General features: G+C 55.7%; 18 protein-coding genes. All 18 read right to left on the bottom strand.

The window, feature by feature from the left end; genetic code table 11:
- Positions 1 to 2: 2 nt before the first annotated feature.
- Complete coding sequence (traL, locus tag RY831_RS03520; protein ID WP_326504952.1) at positions 3 to 281, bottom strand: type IV conjugative transfer system protein TraL; 279 nt, start codon at positions 279 to 281, stop codon at positions 3 to 5.
- Between the two features lie 10 nt (positions 282 to 291).
- On the bottom strand, positions 292 to 948 hold the full coding sequence (locus RY831_RS03515; RefSeq protein WP_326504951.1) for an OmpA family protein: 657 nt from the start codon (positions 946 to 948) through the stop codon (positions 292 to 294).
- Positions 945 to 1,754 carry a thioredoxin domain-containing protein gene (locus RY831_RS03510; protein WP_326504950.1) on the bottom strand — a complete coding sequence of 270 codons (810 nt, stop codon included), beginning with the start codon at positions 1,752 to 1,754 and terminating at the stop codon, positions 945 to 947. The genes RY831_RS03515 and RY831_RS03510 overlap by 4 nt, the downstream gene beginning before the upstream one ends.
- Entirely contained in the window at positions 1,744 to 2,292 is a 549-nt protein-coding gene (locus tag RY831_RS03505; protein ID WP_326504949.1) for a thioredoxin domain-containing protein, read from the bottom strand. Before RY831_RS03505 ends, RY831_RS03510 begins: the two co-directional genes overlap by 11 nt.
- Positions 2,293 to 2,366: 74 nt before the next feature.
- A complete protein-coding gene (locus RY831_RS03500) occupies positions 2,367 to 3,635 on the bottom strand; it encodes a GspE/PulE family protein (RefSeq protein WP_326504948.1) in 1,269 nt (422 codons plus the stop codon).
- Complete coding sequence (locus RY831_RS03495) at positions 3,628 to 4,050, bottom strand: lytic transglycosylase domain-containing protein (RefSeq protein ID WP_326504947.1); 423 nt, start codon at positions 4,048 to 4,050, stop codon at positions 3,628 to 3,630. The genes RY831_RS03500 and RY831_RS03495 overlap by 8 nt, the downstream gene beginning before the upstream one ends.
- Positions 4,050 to 4,538, bottom strand: a complete 489-nt coding sequence (locus tag RY831_RS03490) for a hypothetical protein (protein ID WP_326504946.1) — start codon at positions 4,536 to 4,538, stop codon at positions 4,050 to 4,052. The genes RY831_RS03495 and RY831_RS03490 overlap by 1 nt, the downstream gene beginning before the upstream one ends.
- On the bottom strand, positions 4,525 to 4,833 hold the full coding sequence (locus RY831_RS03485) for a flagellar transcriptional regulator FlhD (RefSeq protein WP_326504945.1): 309 nt from the start codon (positions 4,831 to 4,833) through the stop codon (positions 4,525 to 4,527). Before RY831_RS03485 ends, RY831_RS03490 begins: the two co-directional genes overlap by 14 nt.
- Positions 4,834 to 4,843: 10 nt before the next feature.
- Positions 4,844 to 5,443, bottom strand: a complete 600-nt coding sequence (locus RY831_RS03480) for an IncC plasmid conjugative DNA transfer DtrJ family protein (protein ID WP_326504944.1) — start codon at positions 5,441 to 5,443, stop codon at positions 4,844 to 4,846.
- A complete protein-coding gene (traD, locus tag RY831_RS03475; protein ID WP_326504943.1) occupies positions 5,444 to 7,309 on the bottom strand; it encodes a conjugative transfer system coupling protein TraD in 1,866 nt (621 codons plus the stop codon).
- A 143-nt stretch (positions 7,310 to 7,452) separates the two neighbouring features.
- Positions 7,453 to 7,947, bottom strand: coding sequence for a hypothetical protein (locus RY831_RS03470; protein ID WP_326504942.1), 495 nt, complete (start codon positions 7,945 to 7,947; stop codon positions 7,453 to 7,455).
- Positions 7,944 to 9,815 carry a MobH family relaxase gene (mobH, locus tag RY831_RS03465; RefSeq protein ID WP_326504941.1) on the bottom strand — a complete coding sequence of 624 codons (1,872 nt, stop codon included), beginning with the start codon at positions 9,813 to 9,815 and terminating at the stop codon, positions 7,944 to 7,946. The genes RY831_RS03470 and mobH overlap by 4 nt, the downstream gene beginning before the upstream one ends.
- 221 nt (positions 9,816 to 10,036) lie before the next feature.
- Positions 10,037 to 10,651 (bottom strand): FlhC family transcriptional regulator, encoded by a 615-nt coding sequence (locus RY831_RS03460; protein WP_326504940.1) that lies wholly within the window; start codon positions 10,649 to 10,651, stop codon positions 10,037 to 10,039.
- Positions 10,652 to 10,661: 10 nt separating this feature from the next.
- Positions 10,662 to 11,198, bottom strand: coding sequence for a hypothetical protein (locus RY831_RS03455; RefSeq protein ID WP_326504939.1), 537 nt, complete (start codon positions 11,196 to 11,198; stop codon positions 10,662 to 10,664).
- Positions 11,199 to 12,119: 921 nt separating this feature from the next.
- On the bottom strand, positions 12,120 to 12,935 hold the full coding sequence (locus RY831_RS03450) for a hypothetical protein (RefSeq protein WP_326504938.1): 816 nt from the start codon (positions 12,933 to 12,935) through the stop codon (positions 12,120 to 12,122).
- A gap of 145 nt (positions 12,936 to 13,080) precedes the next feature.
- Positions 13,081 to 14,913 carry a VWA domain-containing protein gene (locus tag RY831_RS03445; RefSeq protein ID WP_326504937.1) on the bottom strand — a complete coding sequence of 611 codons (1,833 nt, stop codon included), beginning with the start codon at positions 14,911 to 14,913 and terminating at the stop codon, positions 13,081 to 13,083.
- 15 nt (positions 14,914 to 14,928) lie between these two features.
- Positions 14,929 to 16,053, bottom strand: coding sequence for a DUF3150 domain-containing protein (locus RY831_RS03440; protein ID WP_326504936.1), 1,125 nt, complete (start codon positions 16,051 to 16,053; stop codon positions 14,929 to 14,931).
- Positions 16,054 to 16,312: 259 nt separating this feature from the next.
- Positions 16,313 to 16,948 (bottom strand): phosphohydrolase, encoded by a 636-nt coding sequence (locus tag RY831_RS03435; RefSeq protein WP_326504935.1) that lies wholly within the window; start codon positions 16,946 to 16,948, stop codon positions 16,313 to 16,315.
- Positions 16,949 to 17,169: the final 221 nt, after the last annotated feature.

Genomic DNA, 17,169 nt, shown 5'->3' with positions numbered 1-17,169 from the left:
CTTCACGATATGAACTCCCGGCTCATGCCGTTCTTGAAGCGCCTGTTGAGCGGAAGAACCCCATACCAGTAGACGAGGTGCGTGAGGATACCTTCCATCTGGGAGATTTTGAAACGCTGAAACACATAGGTGAAGATCACCATGATCGGAATCCAAGCTGTCAACGTATCCGTCGCAATACCGATTCCCATGAAGAAGATCACCGGCGCGAACTCGTCGAGCTCCCAAAAGAAAATCTGCGGCTGTGAATCCAGGTAATGCGGGATTTCAACTTCGTCCATATCTCACTTCCTATTTCGATACTGTTGCCATGATTTCCGCGCGGCGGTTCTTCGCCCGTCCATCCGGAGTACCGTTCGATGCGACAGGTGCGGTCTCACCAAACCCGACTCGATCGACCTTTTCAACCTTCATTCCACGCTGATGCAGATAGCCGAACACTGCTTCGGCGCGGCGCTCTGAAAGCTTTTGATTCCCAGCCTGGCCGCCGACGCTATCGGTATGGCCAACGATGGCTAACTTGCGTGGAGCAAGTCGTTCGATCTCGACAGCGGTGCGGTCCAAGATGTCCATTGCGCTTTTGGTAAGTCGTGCAGAGCCGAACTCAAAATGCGTTTCGTTGAGATAAACCGTCTGCTCAGCTTTCGTCTCCGGCGCCGAGGTATTTGTTGGAGAGCCACCCGAATTGGCCTTCGGCTGCTCGCCTATGACCGGCTGCAGCGGCCGATCCCAAATGACTTTCCTGTCCATGGGAACTGTTCGAGACACGCTGCCAATCACTATCTGATAGTCAGGGCGAATGACGGCGATATCGCTTGGAATTTCGACCTTGCGTACCGACATCCTCACGTCATCTTCGCCATCACGAATCGCCGATTGATCATGCTTTTCATGCAGAGCGCACCCAGTCAACACGATCGCAATGAGAAGGCTGGCACACCGCATCATTTCACTCCCAGAGCACTAGTCAGACCTGCTGTATTCGCATAACCATCATGCTCCATCAGCACACCGTTTTTTGAAAAAAATATATAGGGCGTGGAGTTGATGTTGTGCTGCTTGACGAAGTTGCTATTGGCCTCCGCGGCGAGAGCACCACGGCCGAGCGCCTCCCTGTTCAGGATGACGGCATCGACCAGTGCGCGACCGTTCAGTGCAATCACACGGTCCATTTTTCCGAGTCCAAGCGCCAATGCGGCCTTTGTTGTCGAAGCCTCCCCGGTCATGGTGACCGGAATCCAGATGATCTCGCCGGCGATCTTCTCTTTGGAAACCGACTCATAGAGCTTCATGCAGTATTTGCAGCCAAAGTCAAAGATGACATAGGCCTTTTCACCCTTCGTGCGATCACCTTGGCTTATCCCCTGGAGCTTGTTCATGGTATCGGACGTGATTGCAGACTTCACAGGACTGGGAAGCGGTTGTCCGCTCCCAGCCTTCTCAACATCGGGTGTGAAGTACTTGACCGTTGCAGCTGCGATCAAATTGCTCCCGTTTTCCAGGTTGACCGCTGTCCCACTCAACATGTACTTACCTTGCGGGTCCGTAAAGAACACCAGCGGCTCACCATTGAATCGAGCGGCGACCCCAATGAGGTTTCCTGGGCCTTTGAACCAGCCCGTGACTGCCATGTGAGGCTCCAGCTTTTTCATGGCGGCAACCACCTCATTGGCCGGCTTGATCGCTTCTACCGTCTCAGCAATCGCCGGCAAGCTCATCACCATCGCTACAGCGGCTATCCAATTAAATCGCATCGCGTCCCTCCAGCACTCGGCTTACAAAACCGCTGGCCAGTCGGATCATGACGCCATAATCTCCACCAACCAGATCGGCATGGAGAACCGTACGGCCGCCGATAGCGATAGACGGTGTCGCCGCAAGCTTGTAGCGGCCTGTCAACTCTACCGCTCTGGTAAGGGGATCCTTGATCGTCGGTGACCGCCACGCCTGGTCGAAGGCCTTTTGCGGCACACCGGCAATCTTGAGGATCTCAGGCGCGGCTGCATTCGAGATACCTCGGCGGGCGCCATCAAGCGCAGCGCGCATATACTGGCCAAGCTTCTCGGGCGCTACCTTCTTCACGGCATAAAAAGCCCGTGCTGCCACAAAGGAATCGAAATCCACAATCACGGGCACCGACTCGAACTTCACCGGCGGCGGAATGGAAGCACCCCAGCTTGCGATCGTGTCGTGATGGTCTTGGCAGAAGAAACAGGAGAAAAGAAAGAATTCGAACACCTGTTGCCGTTCGGCCGGGTAGGGTCCGACTTTTACAAGGGGAAGTTCAGGCATAGCATTCGCTGCAGACGCTGGCACCATCGCGCTCATAGCGCCGGCGCCAAGCCCAAGGAGGAAATCTCGACGGTTCACGCATGCACCCCAGAGACACTTGTTGGATTTTTAACTGACGAAGTTGTCGCCGACTCACCATTGCCGTCCATACCGGAGGCGAGCTTTCGAACCTCTGCCAGCGAAATCTGGCCATCCAGCGCAAGCCTCATGCCGGCTTGAACCAGTGTTTCATACTGTCCCTGACGTTGCGCGGCGCGGGCAATCTCGCTTCTGCTGTTCTTGGTGATTGCGAGACGTACGGCGGCATCGCCAACGGCCATTTCCATCACGGGAATGCGGCCCTCGATCCCAGTGTGCGAGCAGTGGTCACAGCCAGGTGAGTGCCAGAAACCAGTGCCACTGTGGTCCGGATCGTAGAAGCGCAACCAATCCATCTCCCCGCGTGTGAGCTCGTATGCCGTGCAGCAATGCTGGCAGAGACGTTTGGACAGCCGTTGAGCAATAACGCAACGGAGGACGGCGCCAAGCGTGAAGGGATCAACGCCCAAGTCGACCAGACGAGTAAGGGTGGTAGGAGCGTCGTTTGCGTGAAGGGTGGAGAGGACGAGATGTCCGGTCATGGACGCCTCTACCGCAATCTTTGCGGTCTCCTGGTCGCGGATCTCACCAACAAGGATGATATCCGGATCTTGCCGCAGAATTGCGCGCAGTGCGTTAGCGAAGGTCAGGCGTTCATTCACGTTGACCTGAACTGCGCGTGTGAGCCGATACTCCACCGGGTCTTCAACGGTGACGATCTTCGCTTCCGGCTTGTTCAATTCGTTGAGCATCGCGTACAGCGTCGACGTCTTACCGCTTCCGGTCGGTCCAGTCATCAGTACCAAGCCGTCCGGCTCAGCCAGTACGCCCCCCAGCGCGGTCCGAACGGAGGGCGTCATCGTGATCTCGCCAAGGCGGCGCGCGGCATTCCGCTGATCGAGCAGTCGGCAGACGATCGACTGGCCGGTACGGCTTGGAAGAACCGATACACGGACATCGACCATCCGGCTATCCACTTCGATGAACATCCTTCCATCCATCGCCGCCATCCTGTCCGATAGGGACATCTGGCACACGGACCGAATCTTGGAGTCGCAGATCAGTGCGGTTTGTTTGTCGATCCGAGTGTACTCCTGCAGATCGCCGCCAATCCGCAGCCGAACGGCGGTGTCGGCATCCTCATCCTCAATGTGAATATCGGATGCGCCCATTCGAGCCGCGGCGTCAAACAGGTTGTTCAACAGTTCAACCGCCTCGCCCTCATTGCGGCCTGCCTTGATGAATCGTGTAGGAGCATTAGCCATTCTGTTTTCCCCTAGTTGCTTGTCCGAAGATCAACTTCGCATAACGCTCGCGCTTATGCGGCGACCGTGCGTTGTAGGCGCCTACCGCCTCCCACGTATATCCATAGGCAGCGATGTTCTTCGCCATGATCCAAGCTGCGATATGGACATTGGTGCATGGATTCCAGAGGTCGGCACGCTCGATGCCATATCTCTTCAACACAGGCAGCCACGACGTGTTGATCTGCATTAGGCCAATGTCTTCGGAACCGTCTTTGTTCTTATTCGTCCTATCGGAACGCATACCCGATTCGACTTTGGCAATCGTCCGGAGCAGCTTCTCAGGAACGTCATATCGCTTGCTGGCTTCTGCAAAGCAAAATGCCTGTGCTGGCACTGCCGCAGTCAGTAATATCGCAACCGCTAGAGTACGCATCACGCCGCCTTCTTTGTAACCGTCAGCCGGCAGAATGGGCAGCCACGCATACTGTAGCGACGGATCGAATAGAGGTGGTTGACGTCGCATCCACGGCAGTACCGCCACTCCACAATGTTGGCCGCCACATCGCGAACGGCATAGTATGCAGTGGTGATGTCAATGTCCGTTCCGGACAGCCAACGGTATTCACGGATCGCATCAAGCAGTGGGCGTGCCGCGATCGCTGATCGCAAATCGGGATGCTTGGACTTGCAGTAAGCGACGAAACCCGACAGATGGGCCGCCGTACTTGGGTCCTTGATGAAGACATGGACGGAGGTTGGAAGCTGCCCTCTCTTGGAAAGCTCTCCATGCACGTCCTGCCACATCGATTTGACGAAGTGAGGTGTCACGCCGGTCAGTGCACAGACTATCGACACCCTCAGCCGCTCCTTCACCAGGTCATAGGCATCGCGAAACCGCTCCAGTTCTTCAAGTTGCTTCATGCTGCCCCTCCACTGTGTTCGCCAATGCCGAGCTCATGAACGAGCCGCGCACGCCGGAAGGCATTGAGAGCATCTTCATGAACCCTGACTCATTGAGTCGTGGTTTGAACAAGAGGAAGCTAACCTCCTCCTGCAACTCGTCAATCTGCGACAGAGACAACTCGGCGATCTGGGAAAGGATCTGCTTGGAGAAACCAGTGACCTGAGATGCAAACTCAACGTCCTGGCTCGCCAGTCGCTGGGCGACGAGCAGGTACAGACGATTGAGCTGCTGGATATCACGTTTATCAACCATGGTTCCTCGCTTACAGACGCTTTTGAAGGTTGCTCATCCACAGCCAGGCTGCGCAGCCGATACTGACAAGCGCAACAGGAGTGACGACTGGCGGGATTGCCAGTGGAAGACCGACACACACGAGCGTGAGGCCAAATACCGCAACGGCCGTACGCACACCCACCTTGTGCCGTATTGGACTCTGTGAATAAAACGTGTATTTGCGTGCCTCGCGGACGTAATAACCGTCGATCAGGGCAGCCAGAATGAATGGTAAGAAGCTGAGCATCCAAGCGAATAGCATTGCCAATCGGTAATTGATCAGATTGCCCCACATCCAGATCACCGAAAGCCGAGCGCTCGCCCACAAGCTGATCGGCTTTTCCCGGCCGAAGTCTTGCGAGAGCACGTCCATTGCATCCATTACGCCCTGAGACGGCGCAAAATAGGCAGTGGTGTAGATAGCTTCTTCGGCATCACCGAGCAAGGTCTGCACCGCCTCGCGTTCAGCCGTATAAATCCGCTCCATATACGAGGCGGGCAGCAGCAAGACCAATACGGCGAACGCAATAGCAACCAGACCAAGAATGAACGTCGACCAGCCGGAGGACTTTTTCTGAGGTTCGGCCATTTACGCCACCTTCAGGATTGGAATCCGGCCCTTGATCATGCGGCCGCCGGAAAGGCGAGCAATGAAGTGCAAGGGCGGCAGCTCTCCGAGCATTGCCGACGGAAAGAGGTCTGCCTCCTCCTCCACGATCGCCTCCTGGTATGAGGATGTGAATTCATCATGAATGCGGGTCGTCACGTTCGTGCCGTAACGCATCGACAGTGTCTTGAGCTTGAAGGACGGGATGCCGTCGACGATATATTGCTGCGTCTCCGCGTCCAGAACACGGAAGGACACACGGTTATTCGCGTTAGCAAGAACCTGGCGTGCTTTGTATTCGCTCCCAAGACGAGCGGCAAAGTCGGCGAACGTCTGCGTATAGATCGTCACCCGAAAGCCGGATCCACCGCCCTTGTTCATCAGCTGGATGGTCGGGTTGTTGAGGATCTCACTAGCCTCGTCGAGATGAACGTTGATTGGCGACTTGTCGTGCGGATTGTAGTTGTTCCGATTGCCAGCGACGGCGGCCAGGTCGGACAGCAGAATGGAGCCAATTGCCGAGCCGATTGCCGAATCTGCAAGCGAATTCAGACCGACGTACACGACAGCCTTCGAATTGATCAAGCTCTGCATGTCTGTCATCCCGCGCGGATCGGCGACGTCGAGAGGATCGGGCGACAGCAACTCGCCCAATGTTCCGGTCGTCAGCTTAGTCAAAATTGGGCGCAGGTTGGCAATCATCTTTGCCGTGTGTTCCGCCGGATGCTTATGAATGACTGATAAGGCCTCTATCGCTTCGTTGGCATGTCCGTTAGGGACCATCTCTTCGAAGTAGTAGGCAAGAAGGAGGTTAAGCGACTGCCGCACCAGGATGTCCCCATCGTCGTTCTGCTTACCCTTGAGCATTCCCCTGTTCTTCGCCCACATCAATACTTTCGCGTCCCAGTCCGCGCCAAGCGTCTCGTCAAGGTCTTTCAGTACGGCCCGCAACAGCAGGTTGGCCACGCCGCTCTCGGTATAGAGACGGTATCTTTTCAGCGTGGGTTTTTCCCCTACGAAGATCATGCCCAGTGTCTGCGCGTTTAGAACATCCCAGGCAAAGGACGTGAACGGATCGTTTCCAGTGTCGGACGGCACCAACGGTGCGATTCGACTGGCCAGCTCGGTCGGACTGGTGTAGTTACGCAGCGGATCAATCCGCACCGAGGTCTCAGGAAAGGCGAAGTTGAAGTACACGAAGCGCTCGGGACAGCCAAGTTCTTCGCACATCTTCTTCATGTTGCCGGCGAGACCATTCATCCCTTCGTTCTTCGGATCGAACACCACAACTGCCTCGCGCCGGACGATAGCTTGGCCGATTTGCAAGTCCGCATAGCGAGTCTTACCGACCCGTGTCGTTCCTGAAACGACAGTATGGCCAACCATATTGGCCAACTCCGAAAAGAGGTCTGCTTCCTTCGACAGTCCTTGAACCCACCAAGCGCCGCCTGTCTTCATTGCAGTATTACCGAGTACCTTGACCGGACCCTCTGCCAGTACATGATGCAGCCGCGTTGCTTGGATGTCGGTCCATGCGAACCCTTTGCCAAGCCAGTACGATTCGCTTACCTCAGCCTTCTTCGCAACGGCGATTAGATCGGCTGGGCTGATGAACTCGATTCCATCGACGTTCAAGCGCCCCATCACGATCTCGCGCTTGTAAGCCTGTACACCACGAGCTACTCCAGCGCCGATGCAAATTGCCGAAGAAAAAATGCCAATCATGGGTTGCGGCGACAAGAGCGAAAGCCCGAGGCTCGCGACAGCAGCTGCACCCCATGTGAGGGCAGCACTCATCTCGACGTTTGGGCGCCAAGGGAATTCGAAGCTGTAGGGATCTGCGGCCATTCGTTTCTTGGGAGTGGACTTTCGGCCAAGAAACTATAGGGCGATTTCAAATTCAGAGGTTGTCGAGAAGTGCCCAAAATGGGCAGCTTTGCGGCGCTTCCACTGGCAGGACCGCAAATAATTTGGCGCCCAACGTGAGCACGCTAAGCTACAACCTCTAAAGGAGTGTTCAGCAGATCACGAATGGAAAAGACACGAGACAACAATGCCAGGGTCACCGCCCCTTTGGCAAATGCTGTCTCCCGACGACGCACTTGAAGGCAATCGCGCTCAGCGGAGTGCATCCAATCGAGGATTGGCTTTTCGAAATCCCATATCTCCCAATCACCGTCCTTGTCCTGTAAGGACACCTGTAGATGGCAAAGGCTGTCGGCCATCGACGCAACCGCTTGGATAAATGCCGTAACTTGCTGTCCTCCGTGCGCGGCGGCTGCAGCAATGATTGCTCTTTCTAAGGCGATATCAAGTATGGGGCGACTGTTCTCCTCGATGAAAGGGGTGAGGAATGCACAGAGTTTCAAAGAGGCTTGTTTGAGGTTCGGCCAGCGGATGAACAGTTGAGTTGCTTCCCTGCGCAACTCGATGCGTTTGACTGCCTGGTCAAGCAGGCTGCCTGGCTGCATTTTCAATGTTTTCATTGCGTTTCAATCTTTTCTTCAGGCGCCGCCCAGGCGAAGCCCAAACCCACCGCAATCTCAGGTCGGAGAATGATGAGGCTTTCGTGTTTTCCGTCGACTTCGACCTTGTGGATTTTCCGTAAGGGTTTTGCCTTATCCATGTAGAGCCAGTTTCGCGCCGACAGGTCGTTGAGAAGATCAGTCGTGGGCATCCCATGTGCGGACAACTCCTCTGCCGATATGCCAAGTCCAATGTCGAGACTCGCAACGACACCTGTCAATGTGCCCTTCTGCTGCGCTTTGATGATCTGCCTCATTGTCCATTGGGACTCACGGGAGAGCATCCCAAGATACCGGGACTCTTGTTCCGCTGTGGGCTTGCTTACCTTCGTGGCCTGCGGCTTGCCCTCCTGAGCGGCCGGCTCCGTGTTGTTCTCTTGAGCTACCGGTTCCGGGGCTTCTGCTTTTGCAGATGCGACCGTCGCCTGATCAGTATCTTTTGAGGCGGAAGGCGCCTGTTCAGGTTCGGATGGCGGATTGATGGAGGTCGCTTCTGCCGAGGCAACCACATTCTGCGCTACCTCGACTGTTGAAGCGGCGACTGGGATACCCTGCTCGATAGCAGAGCCCTCAACAGCCTTCTCGGGCAGAGGCGCCGGCTCTGTAACTTCGGTGGCCGCCACTTGCGTGCTGACGGCTTCATCCTTCGGCTCATCATCTTTCTTCCGACGAGGTTTGGACTTCTTGCCGAGGTCAGCAGCGGTCTCCGAGGCTTGGAGCGGCGGCGCCGAGGCAACTGCACGGGTCGCTGTAAGGGCACCGGTACGTAACGCCGCAATATCGAATCGTAGGGGAAAGATGAGCGTCTCGTTGGCCAGGCGGACAGCATTATCGATTAGTGCGCCGGTCTCCGGCAATGTGATCGTCCAGTAGCGGCTTCCATTCTGCCCACGCACCAAGACGTTTGCTTCGATGAGTATGTCAGCGATCGTGTCGGGATCCTGTGGCAGTCCGACGAAGGTATCCGATGTAAGCAGCCCTGCGATGTCCTTTGCGCCGGCACTCCAGGCAACAAAAACTCCGTCCGTGCCGATCCATACGCGTGCGCCCTTTGTGTTGACCGTCCACTGTCCCCCCTTGATGAGGCGGCGCATCGCGTCGATCAAGTGGGGTTCAAGATGAATGCCAAGCGAATAGTTACCGTAATTACGGCTGTTGCGCTTCATGTCTTCCTGTATCACCCGCGTCATCATGGGTGCCACGATGCGCGCGATCGGATTCTCACTCGGATTCATATCCCCGCCTGAGATGCTTGCTGTCATAGCAGGAACGATCACATTGTTGTCCTCGTTCAGGTATTGCAAGACTTCCGCGGGTATAACACGACTGATGAGGAAGGCCGCACAGCTTTGCCGGCTGGCGGTGTCCTTCCCTGTGGCCCATCGTATGAAGTAACGCCTAGCCGAAACCGAGTCAGCCCAGTCTGTAAGGGGCATGAGGATCTGTGGCCACTGATTATTGTGCTGGTCGATCACCACCATATTGGAGACGGGACGGTAGAGCTGGCTACAAATCGCAGCGAGGAAGGTTGCCAGTTCCCATCGCGGAATCATCGCCGAGCGCTTATCCACAATGCCGGCCATAGGGAAGACACTCGCATGGGACATCTGCAACGAATGCAGCCCGATCTCCAGGGACAGGCGAACAAGGCCGCCGGCGCCAACAAAGTATTCCGTATCGGTTGCGGGTAGAAGGTGCACATAGGCACAGAGATTTCGGATTGCGGGAAGATAGCGCGTATCGAAATCTGCAGGACTGAGTCCAGCTGCTCGCTGTATTCTCAGAATGAGGTCCTGTTGGCGGTCGAGCACCTTGGGTAGCGGCTCCATTGGGATACCACGGTCGGCCGGCGGATAGAGGGGGGTCTCGTCATCTCCGTCAAGTGAGGATGTGTGCACCACCGCCACCGGGCTTGGGGCCGCGACTGGAGGTGGCGTGGGAACGGAAGACCTGAGGGGGAGACGCAGCCATTTAAACATGCTGCGATTTTGACGGATTGTCGAGAATCAGGTGGGGTGAGAAGTGTCTATTTTGGGTAGCTTTGCGGCGCTTACGGTATTTTTTTCTTGCGCGTGAAGTGATTCTTTCTGCCGTGTTCCGCTATCGCACGGGAAAGTTTGACCTTCTGACAGATTGGGCAAGCATCCTCACCAGCTTCGAACCAGTTCAGCCTTACGTAGGGCACTTCACATTTGGCACAGCGCTCCATGACGATTTCCTTCGCCTGGTAGCTGCGCAGAAGAGCGTATGCCCTATTCATGTCGTGTTGGTCCGGACCCTCGCTGAGCTCGTGCTCCTTGTACGTGGCCTTGTACATCTGGTAGGCCGCAAGCAACAGGAAGCCTTCATGCATCGGCTCGTTGAAACGCTTCTCGAGGTTGGTGTAAATCGCCAACAGTCGAGCGCTATGCAAATTGACGTTGTAGTTGCGTCGATAGCCAACGCCGACGAGTGTCTTGGGTGTCGGCAGCTGACAGGGGCCGCGCCGCTCCTCCGGTGGCAGAATGGCGTGCGTCATTGCGCGCACCCGCTTCTCTACTATCCCGGTAAGAGACGAGATAACCTTATTGCGAGCGCCGCTTTTAATGAGCTCGTTCGACAAGATCAGCATCGCGGAATCCCACAGAAGAGGATTAGCAGCCAGTGATAATGGAATCGGAAGCATGCGAAACCTCTTAGACCGACAAGGCGAACGTCCATGCATTGTCGAAGGTCGACGGGAGCGCGTCCGATACGTCAAAAATGCGAGGGGCCCAAGCCCATTCCAGCATCTGAATTCGCAAATTGCCTGCCCGCACAGCCAGCGTATTGATCTGCTCATTCGACAGATCGGCGTAATAGGCCGCTTCTGAATACTTCATATGCATGCGCATGAACGGCAACCACTTTCCAGCCAGGACGTCCTTGGCGCTAAGACGCGCCAGAAACAGCCATTCCCGAGCTAATCTCGTTGCGTCGATAGTGACCGGCGCATTGGCGTATTCCGATTCTTTCGGGTTAGGCGTGCCGCTTGCTGCCAGAATCTTTTCCAAACCACTGATAGGCAATGCAGCACGGGCAAAACATTCGCCCACTTTTTCTGCAACGTCTATCACGCGAGCGCTTTGTCTCGGCAACAAAGGCAGGTTGGCCACGATCGAGCTCGGGAAGCGTCCCTCGATATGCTTGCCCATCCATTCCATATTGAACTGCACCAAATCGCTGTTCCGCATACTATACTGCCCTCGATAATGTTCCAAGCGTCGCCGAGGTTTGTTAACCTCGATGTACGCCCTTAGAATTGAAAACAACCAAAATTGCCTGTGAGCAATAATAAGTTGTCGCGCTTTCGTTGCCATCAATACATTCGTATAGTCTCTATTGCAGGATGTCGGCTCTGTACATTCACCAGCGTGACGCCTCATACATAGGAAAATGGAAGCGACGGACACATAAAGCGAGCACTTTCACGCGAGGCTGACATGTCAACGGATGATTTGAAAGCAGCGTCGAAAGAAGAAGAACTCATGAAAGAGTTCTCACGCAGATTCAGTGCTTTACTAGAATGTCGCGGTTATCCATCAGTACAGATCCAACGTTTTTCCAGACTTGTTGAAGACCTTGATGCCTCAGTCTCGCGGTCAGGAAATGGTGCTTAGGAATAGCAATCCCCGTCACCCTCGTGCGAACCACAACTTATCGGTGTGTCCGCTGATTACCTCCTCACGCTATGAGACGCCCAAACCGAACTTGACGTTAGGCCCTCAAAATCCCGGGTCGACCTACCCCTCTGTGTGATCGACCGCCGCGGATCGCAGGACGGTGATTGCCCTCAAGCAGCTTTCAAGACACTACGAACCATCAGCATCGATTACGGCGACAAGGAGATGGCCGTTCCACGTTCAGATCACCGCTTCCTGGTCGAGAACTGGAGCGATATGAATGATCCATCTTTGCGCGTAGGCGATCTACTTGTCGTGGAAACCAGTGAAAACTACCTCACCGAAGACGGGATTTACTTGCTCAGAGCTCAGTCGATGCTATGCCTACGCCGGGTCATCGCCCATATGGACGGCCGGGTAGAGCTCACCTCCGAGCATCGTGGACGCGTGGAGTCAACCACCATGGACCCGAAGGAAACCGTCTTCAACAAATCAAAGACTCTGGACGAGCCCGCTCCGAAGAGTGGAATCCAGATCATTGGTCGAATCGTCGCCAAGATCCTCAAACTCGACAGTCAGGTGCTTGGGTTTCGATAATCGCAGCTTTGTTTCCGCGTCGGCTGCATAAATGGTTACGATGCGCGCCGGCGCGAACTGGTTTGCTTCCGTCACCACAAAGATGATGTCTCGATTTGGCAAGTAAAAGAACCTGCCCGCGTTCCGATGGGCTAAGTTCGCTGAAACGCGGCGCCGGTTGATGTTGACCTCGTAAAGCTTCGGGTCCTGCAACAACAAACGGAGTTCACGCCAGGCGCGGATTGGTTTGCGTTCCAGTCGTTCAACGTACTGTTCGAGTGCATGCGCGGTCAACTCTACCTCGCCGAAACCACGCAGCTGCAGCTTCTCAAGTTTGACGGCGCGCGCGTCGAGCTGGGTAGCCGTCGCATCAAACGTTGCCCACTGCTGAGGCCTGCTCTCGACCTCAATATCGGCACCAAGAAACCGGGTACGCAGGAAGTGTGCATACTTTGCCAGGCTGCCTTTTGCAGATTCCCCGCGCAACAGCTTCTTGGCCGCCCCGGTAGAAAAATAGATGACCAAGCCGGCGCCAGATTTATCGTGGCCACATACATTGGCCTCCTCGAGCAGCCAGCGCGCGGCGACCAGCTCAGAGGCGATCTTCCCGTCTTCGACGTCAGCCGGCACATCAACCTGCACGATTCCTTTGGTGTCCGTGCCGGTCATCCACCGTACCAGGTAGCTCCCGTCGGCGCTCGTTCTTTCAGTAAAAAGGCGAAGTCTATTCATTTCGATCTTCCATCATGACCAGCTCACGCCAGCCCCAGTAATTCTGCATAGTCTACCGAGCCAGCCTATTCATTTTTTCTTTTTAGTGGCCCCTTTGTAAAAGAGCCACTAAAAAGCCTCCCCGCAGAAGCGGGGAGAAAAGTGGTTACTGTGACATTGCCTGCTTGATCAGCTTGATCATCGAGCCTGTGAGCTCTTTGATGTCGCCGATTACTGCTGCATGCTTGTCGCCAAACAACCCCTTGGTGTCGCTTCCGATACCAAGGCCCAGGACCTGCACACCGCTCTTGCGCGCCAGGTCAATGACCTCACGAGTTGTTTCGACTTCATCCGGATCACCGTCGGTGACGACCAGAAGAATCCGCAACGCCTCGTCACGCCTGAGCAGATCACAAGTTGCCCAGAGAATGGCTTCCGCCATTGGCGTAGATCCATCAGCGGTCAGTGATTGAACGCGGCCACCGAGAAACCTCGGCGACTCATTCCATCGCTTGACGACCGCCACGCCGTCATCGTCAGCGCTACCGTTGACTGAGCCGGAGACTGGGAACGCGGCGACTTGCGTATTGATACCCGGGATGTCGTACGCCAGCAGAGTCGCCAACGCACTTTCCGCCGCAAGCTGGATCCGGCTTGTCATGCTGCCAGACCGATCAACCAGAATGGAAATATCCGCATTCAGATCGATCCCCTCCTCCACCCGCATGAACACCGGGCCGCCGAAGCGGGCCTGATGCAAACGTGTGTAGTCGAGCTGCTTGCCAGCGTGCACCACCTGAGTATCACACTCGGCCGCGCTGCTAAGCCATGCCATGGTCCTCACACGAATGGCGTTGATAGCGCCTTTGATGCGGGATGTATCCGCCTGCTTGTTAGGCAAACGAAGTGGATGGACATTCGCAGCACTCACCACCCTTCCGGACCGGGCAGCCTTGTTGGCCGCCTGGTTCAGCGAGTTCTGCAACATATCGTCCAGAGTTTCCATGACGTCGTCATCCGACATCGACAGAAGCTCCTTCAGCATATTGCTACCACCTGCAGCGTCTCCCGCCTGGTCGCTTACAGCATCGTCTTGGGGTTGGCCTGCGTCAGCGCTTTCGCCTGATTCGCCTTGCCCCCCTTCCGCACTCTGCTGCTGCGCCCCGTCTTGGGAATCGCCACCATCGTCGTCGCCGGCGCCTGACTGGCCGCCGTCATCCGTTGAGCTATCGTCCTGTGCGCTACTGTCTGCACCTGACTGCCCATCATCGTCATCCGAAGAATCGGTCGACTGATTGTCTTGCTGTTGCTGCTGTTGTTGCTGTTGTTGCTGCTGCTGCTCTTCCCGTTCCTGTTCCTTTTCTTGCTCCTCTTTGATCATGCGAATGATCTCGTGGGCAAGCTCAGAAACGTCGGCCGTGTTTGCACACTGCTCGACTTCAAACATCAGAGCTTCAAGCCTGGTACGCATCGCTTTCGGGAAACGCGCCATTGCGGCTTCTGCCGTGTCGACCAGAGGTTTGATCCCCTCTTGGCCAAGCACGTCATGCCGCAGCTTGTACAGCAGAAATGCCTGAAATACCGCCGGCGCGGGAACCGAGTCATCCGCCGGAACTGGCCAGAATCCATCGTTTCTTCCTTCCAGACCACGTTGGGTCAGGATTTCCACCAGCCGGCCGAGATAACGCCTTGCTCCGGGTGAACGGATCATGCGCTGCTTCTCAATCCGGATGTCCTCCAGGCTGTTGATGATGGCTCTTTCGAGACCAACACCAAGCGGCACGGAGAAATCGGTATCGAGGATGTGTCCGGCTTCGTGGTAGATGTACCCGATCGCACTGACAAAATCATCCTCCTTCAGGTCTAGCGGCAGCGCCGGCAGGTAAATGACTTTACCGTCCGTGCACGCCCCCGCTGCAGTCTTAACTTCGATACCAGTACGGTCTGCGATCATCCCAGCTACGACTGGAAGTGCCCGCTGCAATGTTGCTGCTTTCATGGGTCACCTCCTCCGTTAGAACATCAAGAGTTCAGTAGCCATCGGTGCTGCGGCCGGTGTCGGCAGCATCACGTCGGGCATCTCTTCTGGAAGACCGAGGTCGAAGTCAGTTTCGACGGTCTGAACATCGCCCACAAGATCCGGCATTGCGATATCGATAGGAGATTGCTCCTCTACCAATTCCGGTTCCTGCTGCTGCACCGCCTGCACCGTTACCGGCGCCGGAGGGAACAGAACTTCATTAGCAGGAATGCCATTGCGGACGCGCCCAGACGCGTCAAGGTAATCGTCCACGTCGCTCATGACTTCCAGCAAGCGCCGGAGTGTCGAGAACGGCTTCGCGAAGGGGCTGTCTTCGATGTAGCCCGTTTGGGGCAACGAACTCAGCACATCTTCGATCAGCTGGATACCGCCACCGATGACAGGGTCGAGAAACTCGAGACCTTTCATCTTGGTGAGAGCATCCTTGATCGGACGTATCGTTTTCTGGCCAGCCTTTTGATGCCTGGTGAAAGCATCACTCTTCTCAAGCAGCTTGTCCGCTTCCGCGGCCACTTCTTCAAAGAGTTGTCGGGCTAAGCCTTCAACGAGAGAGCTCACGCTCTTTGCCCCTTCGCCTTCTTTTTGGATCGGAACGATCTTGAAGATATGCGAATCAAACCCAAAGCGCGTCAAAGCGACGGCTTTAGGAATACCCAGTTTGCGGAGAATGACTTCCGCCTCCTGGTTGGCTTTCACGTGTTCCTCGAAGTAAGCCTCGTAATTGGCGTCTAGGACGCCGAGTTCTTTTTCGAACTCCTCACGAGCTTCTACGAGAGCAGCCTCAATAGTGTCCAATGCGTCGCGTGGAACTGCGAACGTGTTGCCACTACCGAGTGCCTTGACGCCCTTCGCTGCGATCTTACGAAATACACTGCGGCGGAGGGTCGAAAAGGGATTTAATCGCTCGTTAGGGAAGACTTTGATACTGCCTTCGGTAACGGCGGCAGAGTCAGGCAAAGTACCGCCCAACTCTTGAATATACTCGCGGGTCGCGCGATGGTAACCGGAATAACATTTGATGGTTACAGTCACGAGTGCAAGTTTGTCGTCGAGAACTGCAGAGTGATCTACAACAACGGGCGCGAGGGTTGTGTTCATTTGGATCTCCTTACAGGAAACGCAAGACACACCCTCCCCCAGCGGGAAAAGGCATATCCCGCGTGGGTTAAATGAAGAACACCAAAATGGTGTCCTAGTGATCCAGCCCGAAGGCTGAATAAAATTTGCCAACAAGGTTGGCGTCTGTCCATCTTCCGACGGAAAGAACCGGTGCGATTTCGCAGTCGCTTTCTGCAAGCGACCATCGCTGGTCGACTGGAGAAAGCCTCCTCGCGGTGTGCGAGGAGTGAATGGGCGGTCAAGCCAGCTGCTGTATGTTCACAGACAGTCGCTTGAGCACGGTGAGGAAACGATCGGCCGCAATCCTGCTCGGCCACGGTTCCCACGGCTTGCCCCCGTAGATGGCAACCAGTGGATCGTCTTGCAACGGGGCCACGGATATGCCAAGGGTGTTTTTCACCTCATCGGGATGCCAGCCGGCGACGTGTACCGCTTCGCTTGCTGCGGCGAGTTGATCGGCCTGCTTGTGCAGGCGTTTCTTATCGACGGTCCATGCGGACAACTGATAGCGGGTGAAGATTGCATCAGTTAGCCGCTCGAACAGCTGCGCAAAACGCTCGCCGAGAATCGGCTTCAAAGGCGAGATCGGATCAAAGCCAATCAAACCTTCTTCTGCGTCATGTAACAGCTCGCGAAGGGCTGTGAGGCGGTCGAGCGGATCGCTCGATGCTTGCTCACGTAGTGCCAGGACAAGCAGCGAATGCTGGGCTACCGACATGGGAAGCTCCCATACCGAGTGGCCACCCCAGCGGTAAGCCCGGGATAAGCCGATCGACAGGTCTTCGTCTTCCCATGCGTTCGGATCTGGGTTGATCAGATCGAGCCGACGGGATGAAGGTTGGCGAACCCAAGCACGTTGGTGCTGAGAGCTCATGGTTTTCTCCTTTATGAAAAAGGAGAGGTGCGCCCCGAAGGGACGAACCCCTCGGGTTATGCAAGCGAAAGCTCGCATGGTTAAAAGGCCGTAACGCAGGCCAGTGGGCGTTTCCGGAAAACCGGAGAAAACTGCTTTGCTCAGGCGGCACACAAGGTGTCGCATCAGGAAAGAAGTCTACATCGACTACGAAAAAAGTGGAAGCCTCGGAAGGCAGGGTT

Source organism: Noviherbaspirillum album (genome assembly GCF_035916955.1).
Classification (GTDB): Bacteria; Pseudomonadota; Gammaproteobacteria; order Burkholderiales; family Burkholderiaceae_D; genus Noviherbaspirillum; species Noviherbaspirillum album.
Note: the sequence above shows the minus strand (reverse complement) of the source record. Positions and strands in the feature narration are given on the sequence as shown.

What these genes read in the sequence shown, in the direction of transcription:
- traL (WP_326504952.1), bottom strand. Translation starts at nt 281, where the DNA reads ATGGACGAAGTTGAAATCCCGCATTACCTGGATTCACAGCCGCAGATT.
- RY831_RS03515 (WP_326504951.1), bottom strand. Translation starts at nt 948, where the DNA reads ATGATGCGGTGTGCCAGCCTTCTCATTGCGATCGTGTTGACTGGGTGC.
- RY831_RS03510 (WP_326504950.1), bottom strand. Translation starts at nt 1,754, where the DNA reads ATGCGATTTAATTGGATAGCCGCTGTAGCGATGGTGATGAGCTTGCCG.
- RY831_RS03505 (WP_326504949.1), bottom strand. Translation starts at nt 2,292, where the DNA reads ATGCCTGAACTTCCCCTTGTAAAAGTCGGACCCTACCCGGCCGAACGG.
- RY831_RS03500 (WP_326504948.1), bottom strand. Translation starts at nt 3,635, where the DNA reads ATGGCTAATGCTCCTACACGATTCATCAAGGCAGGCCGCAATGAGGGC.
- RY831_RS03495 (WP_326504947.1), bottom strand. Translation starts at nt 4,050, where the DNA reads ATGCGTACTCTAGCGGTTGCGATATTACTGACTGCGGCAGTGCCAGCA.
- RY831_RS03490 (WP_326504946.1), bottom strand. Translation starts at nt 4,538, where the DNA reads ATGAAGCAACTTGAAGAACTGGAGCGGTTTCGCGATGCCTATGACCTG.
- RY831_RS03485 (WP_326504945.1), bottom strand. Translation starts at nt 4,833, where the DNA reads ATGGTTGATAAACGTGATATCCAGCAGCTCAATCGTCTGTACCTGCTC.
- RY831_RS03480 (WP_326504944.1), bottom strand. Translation starts at nt 5,443, where the DNA reads ATGGCCGAACCTCAGAAAAAGTCCTCCGGCTGGTCGACGTTCATTCTT.
- traD (WP_326504943.1), bottom strand. Translation starts at nt 7,309, where the DNA reads ATGGCCGCAGATCCCTACAGCTTCGAATTCCCTTGGCGCCCAAACGTC.
- RY831_RS03470 (WP_326504942.1), bottom strand. Translation starts at nt 7,947, where the DNA reads ATGAAAACATTGAAAATGCAGCCAGGCAGCCTGCTTGACCAGGCAGTC.
- mobH (WP_326504941.1), bottom strand. Translation starts at nt 9,815, where the DNA reads ATGGAGCCGCTACCCAAGGTGCTCGACCGCCAACAGGACCTCATTCTG.
- RY831_RS03460 (WP_326504940.1), bottom strand. Translation starts at nt 10,651, where the DNA reads ATGCTTCCGATTCCATTATCACTGGCTGCTAATCCTCTTCTGTGGGAT.
- RY831_RS03455 (WP_326504939.1), bottom strand. Translation starts at nt 11,198, where the DNA reads ATGCGGAACAGCGATTTGGTGCAGTTCAATATGGAATGGATGGGCAAG.
- RY831_RS03450 (WP_326504938.1), bottom strand. Translation starts at nt 12,935, where the DNA reads ATGAATAGACTTCGCCTTTTTACTGAAAGAACGAGCGCCGACGGGAGC.
- RY831_RS03445 (WP_326504937.1), bottom strand. Translation starts at nt 14,913, where the DNA reads ATGAAAGCAGCAACATTGCAGCGGGCACTTCCAGTCGTAGCTGGGATG.
- RY831_RS03440 (WP_326504936.1), bottom strand. Translation starts at nt 16,053, where the DNA reads ATGAACACAACCCTCGCGCCCGTTGTTGTAGATCACTCTGCAGTTCTC.
- RY831_RS03435 (WP_326504935.1), bottom strand. Translation starts at nt 16,948, where the DNA reads ATGAGCTCTCAGCACCAACGTGCTTGGGTTCGCCAACCTTCATCCCGT.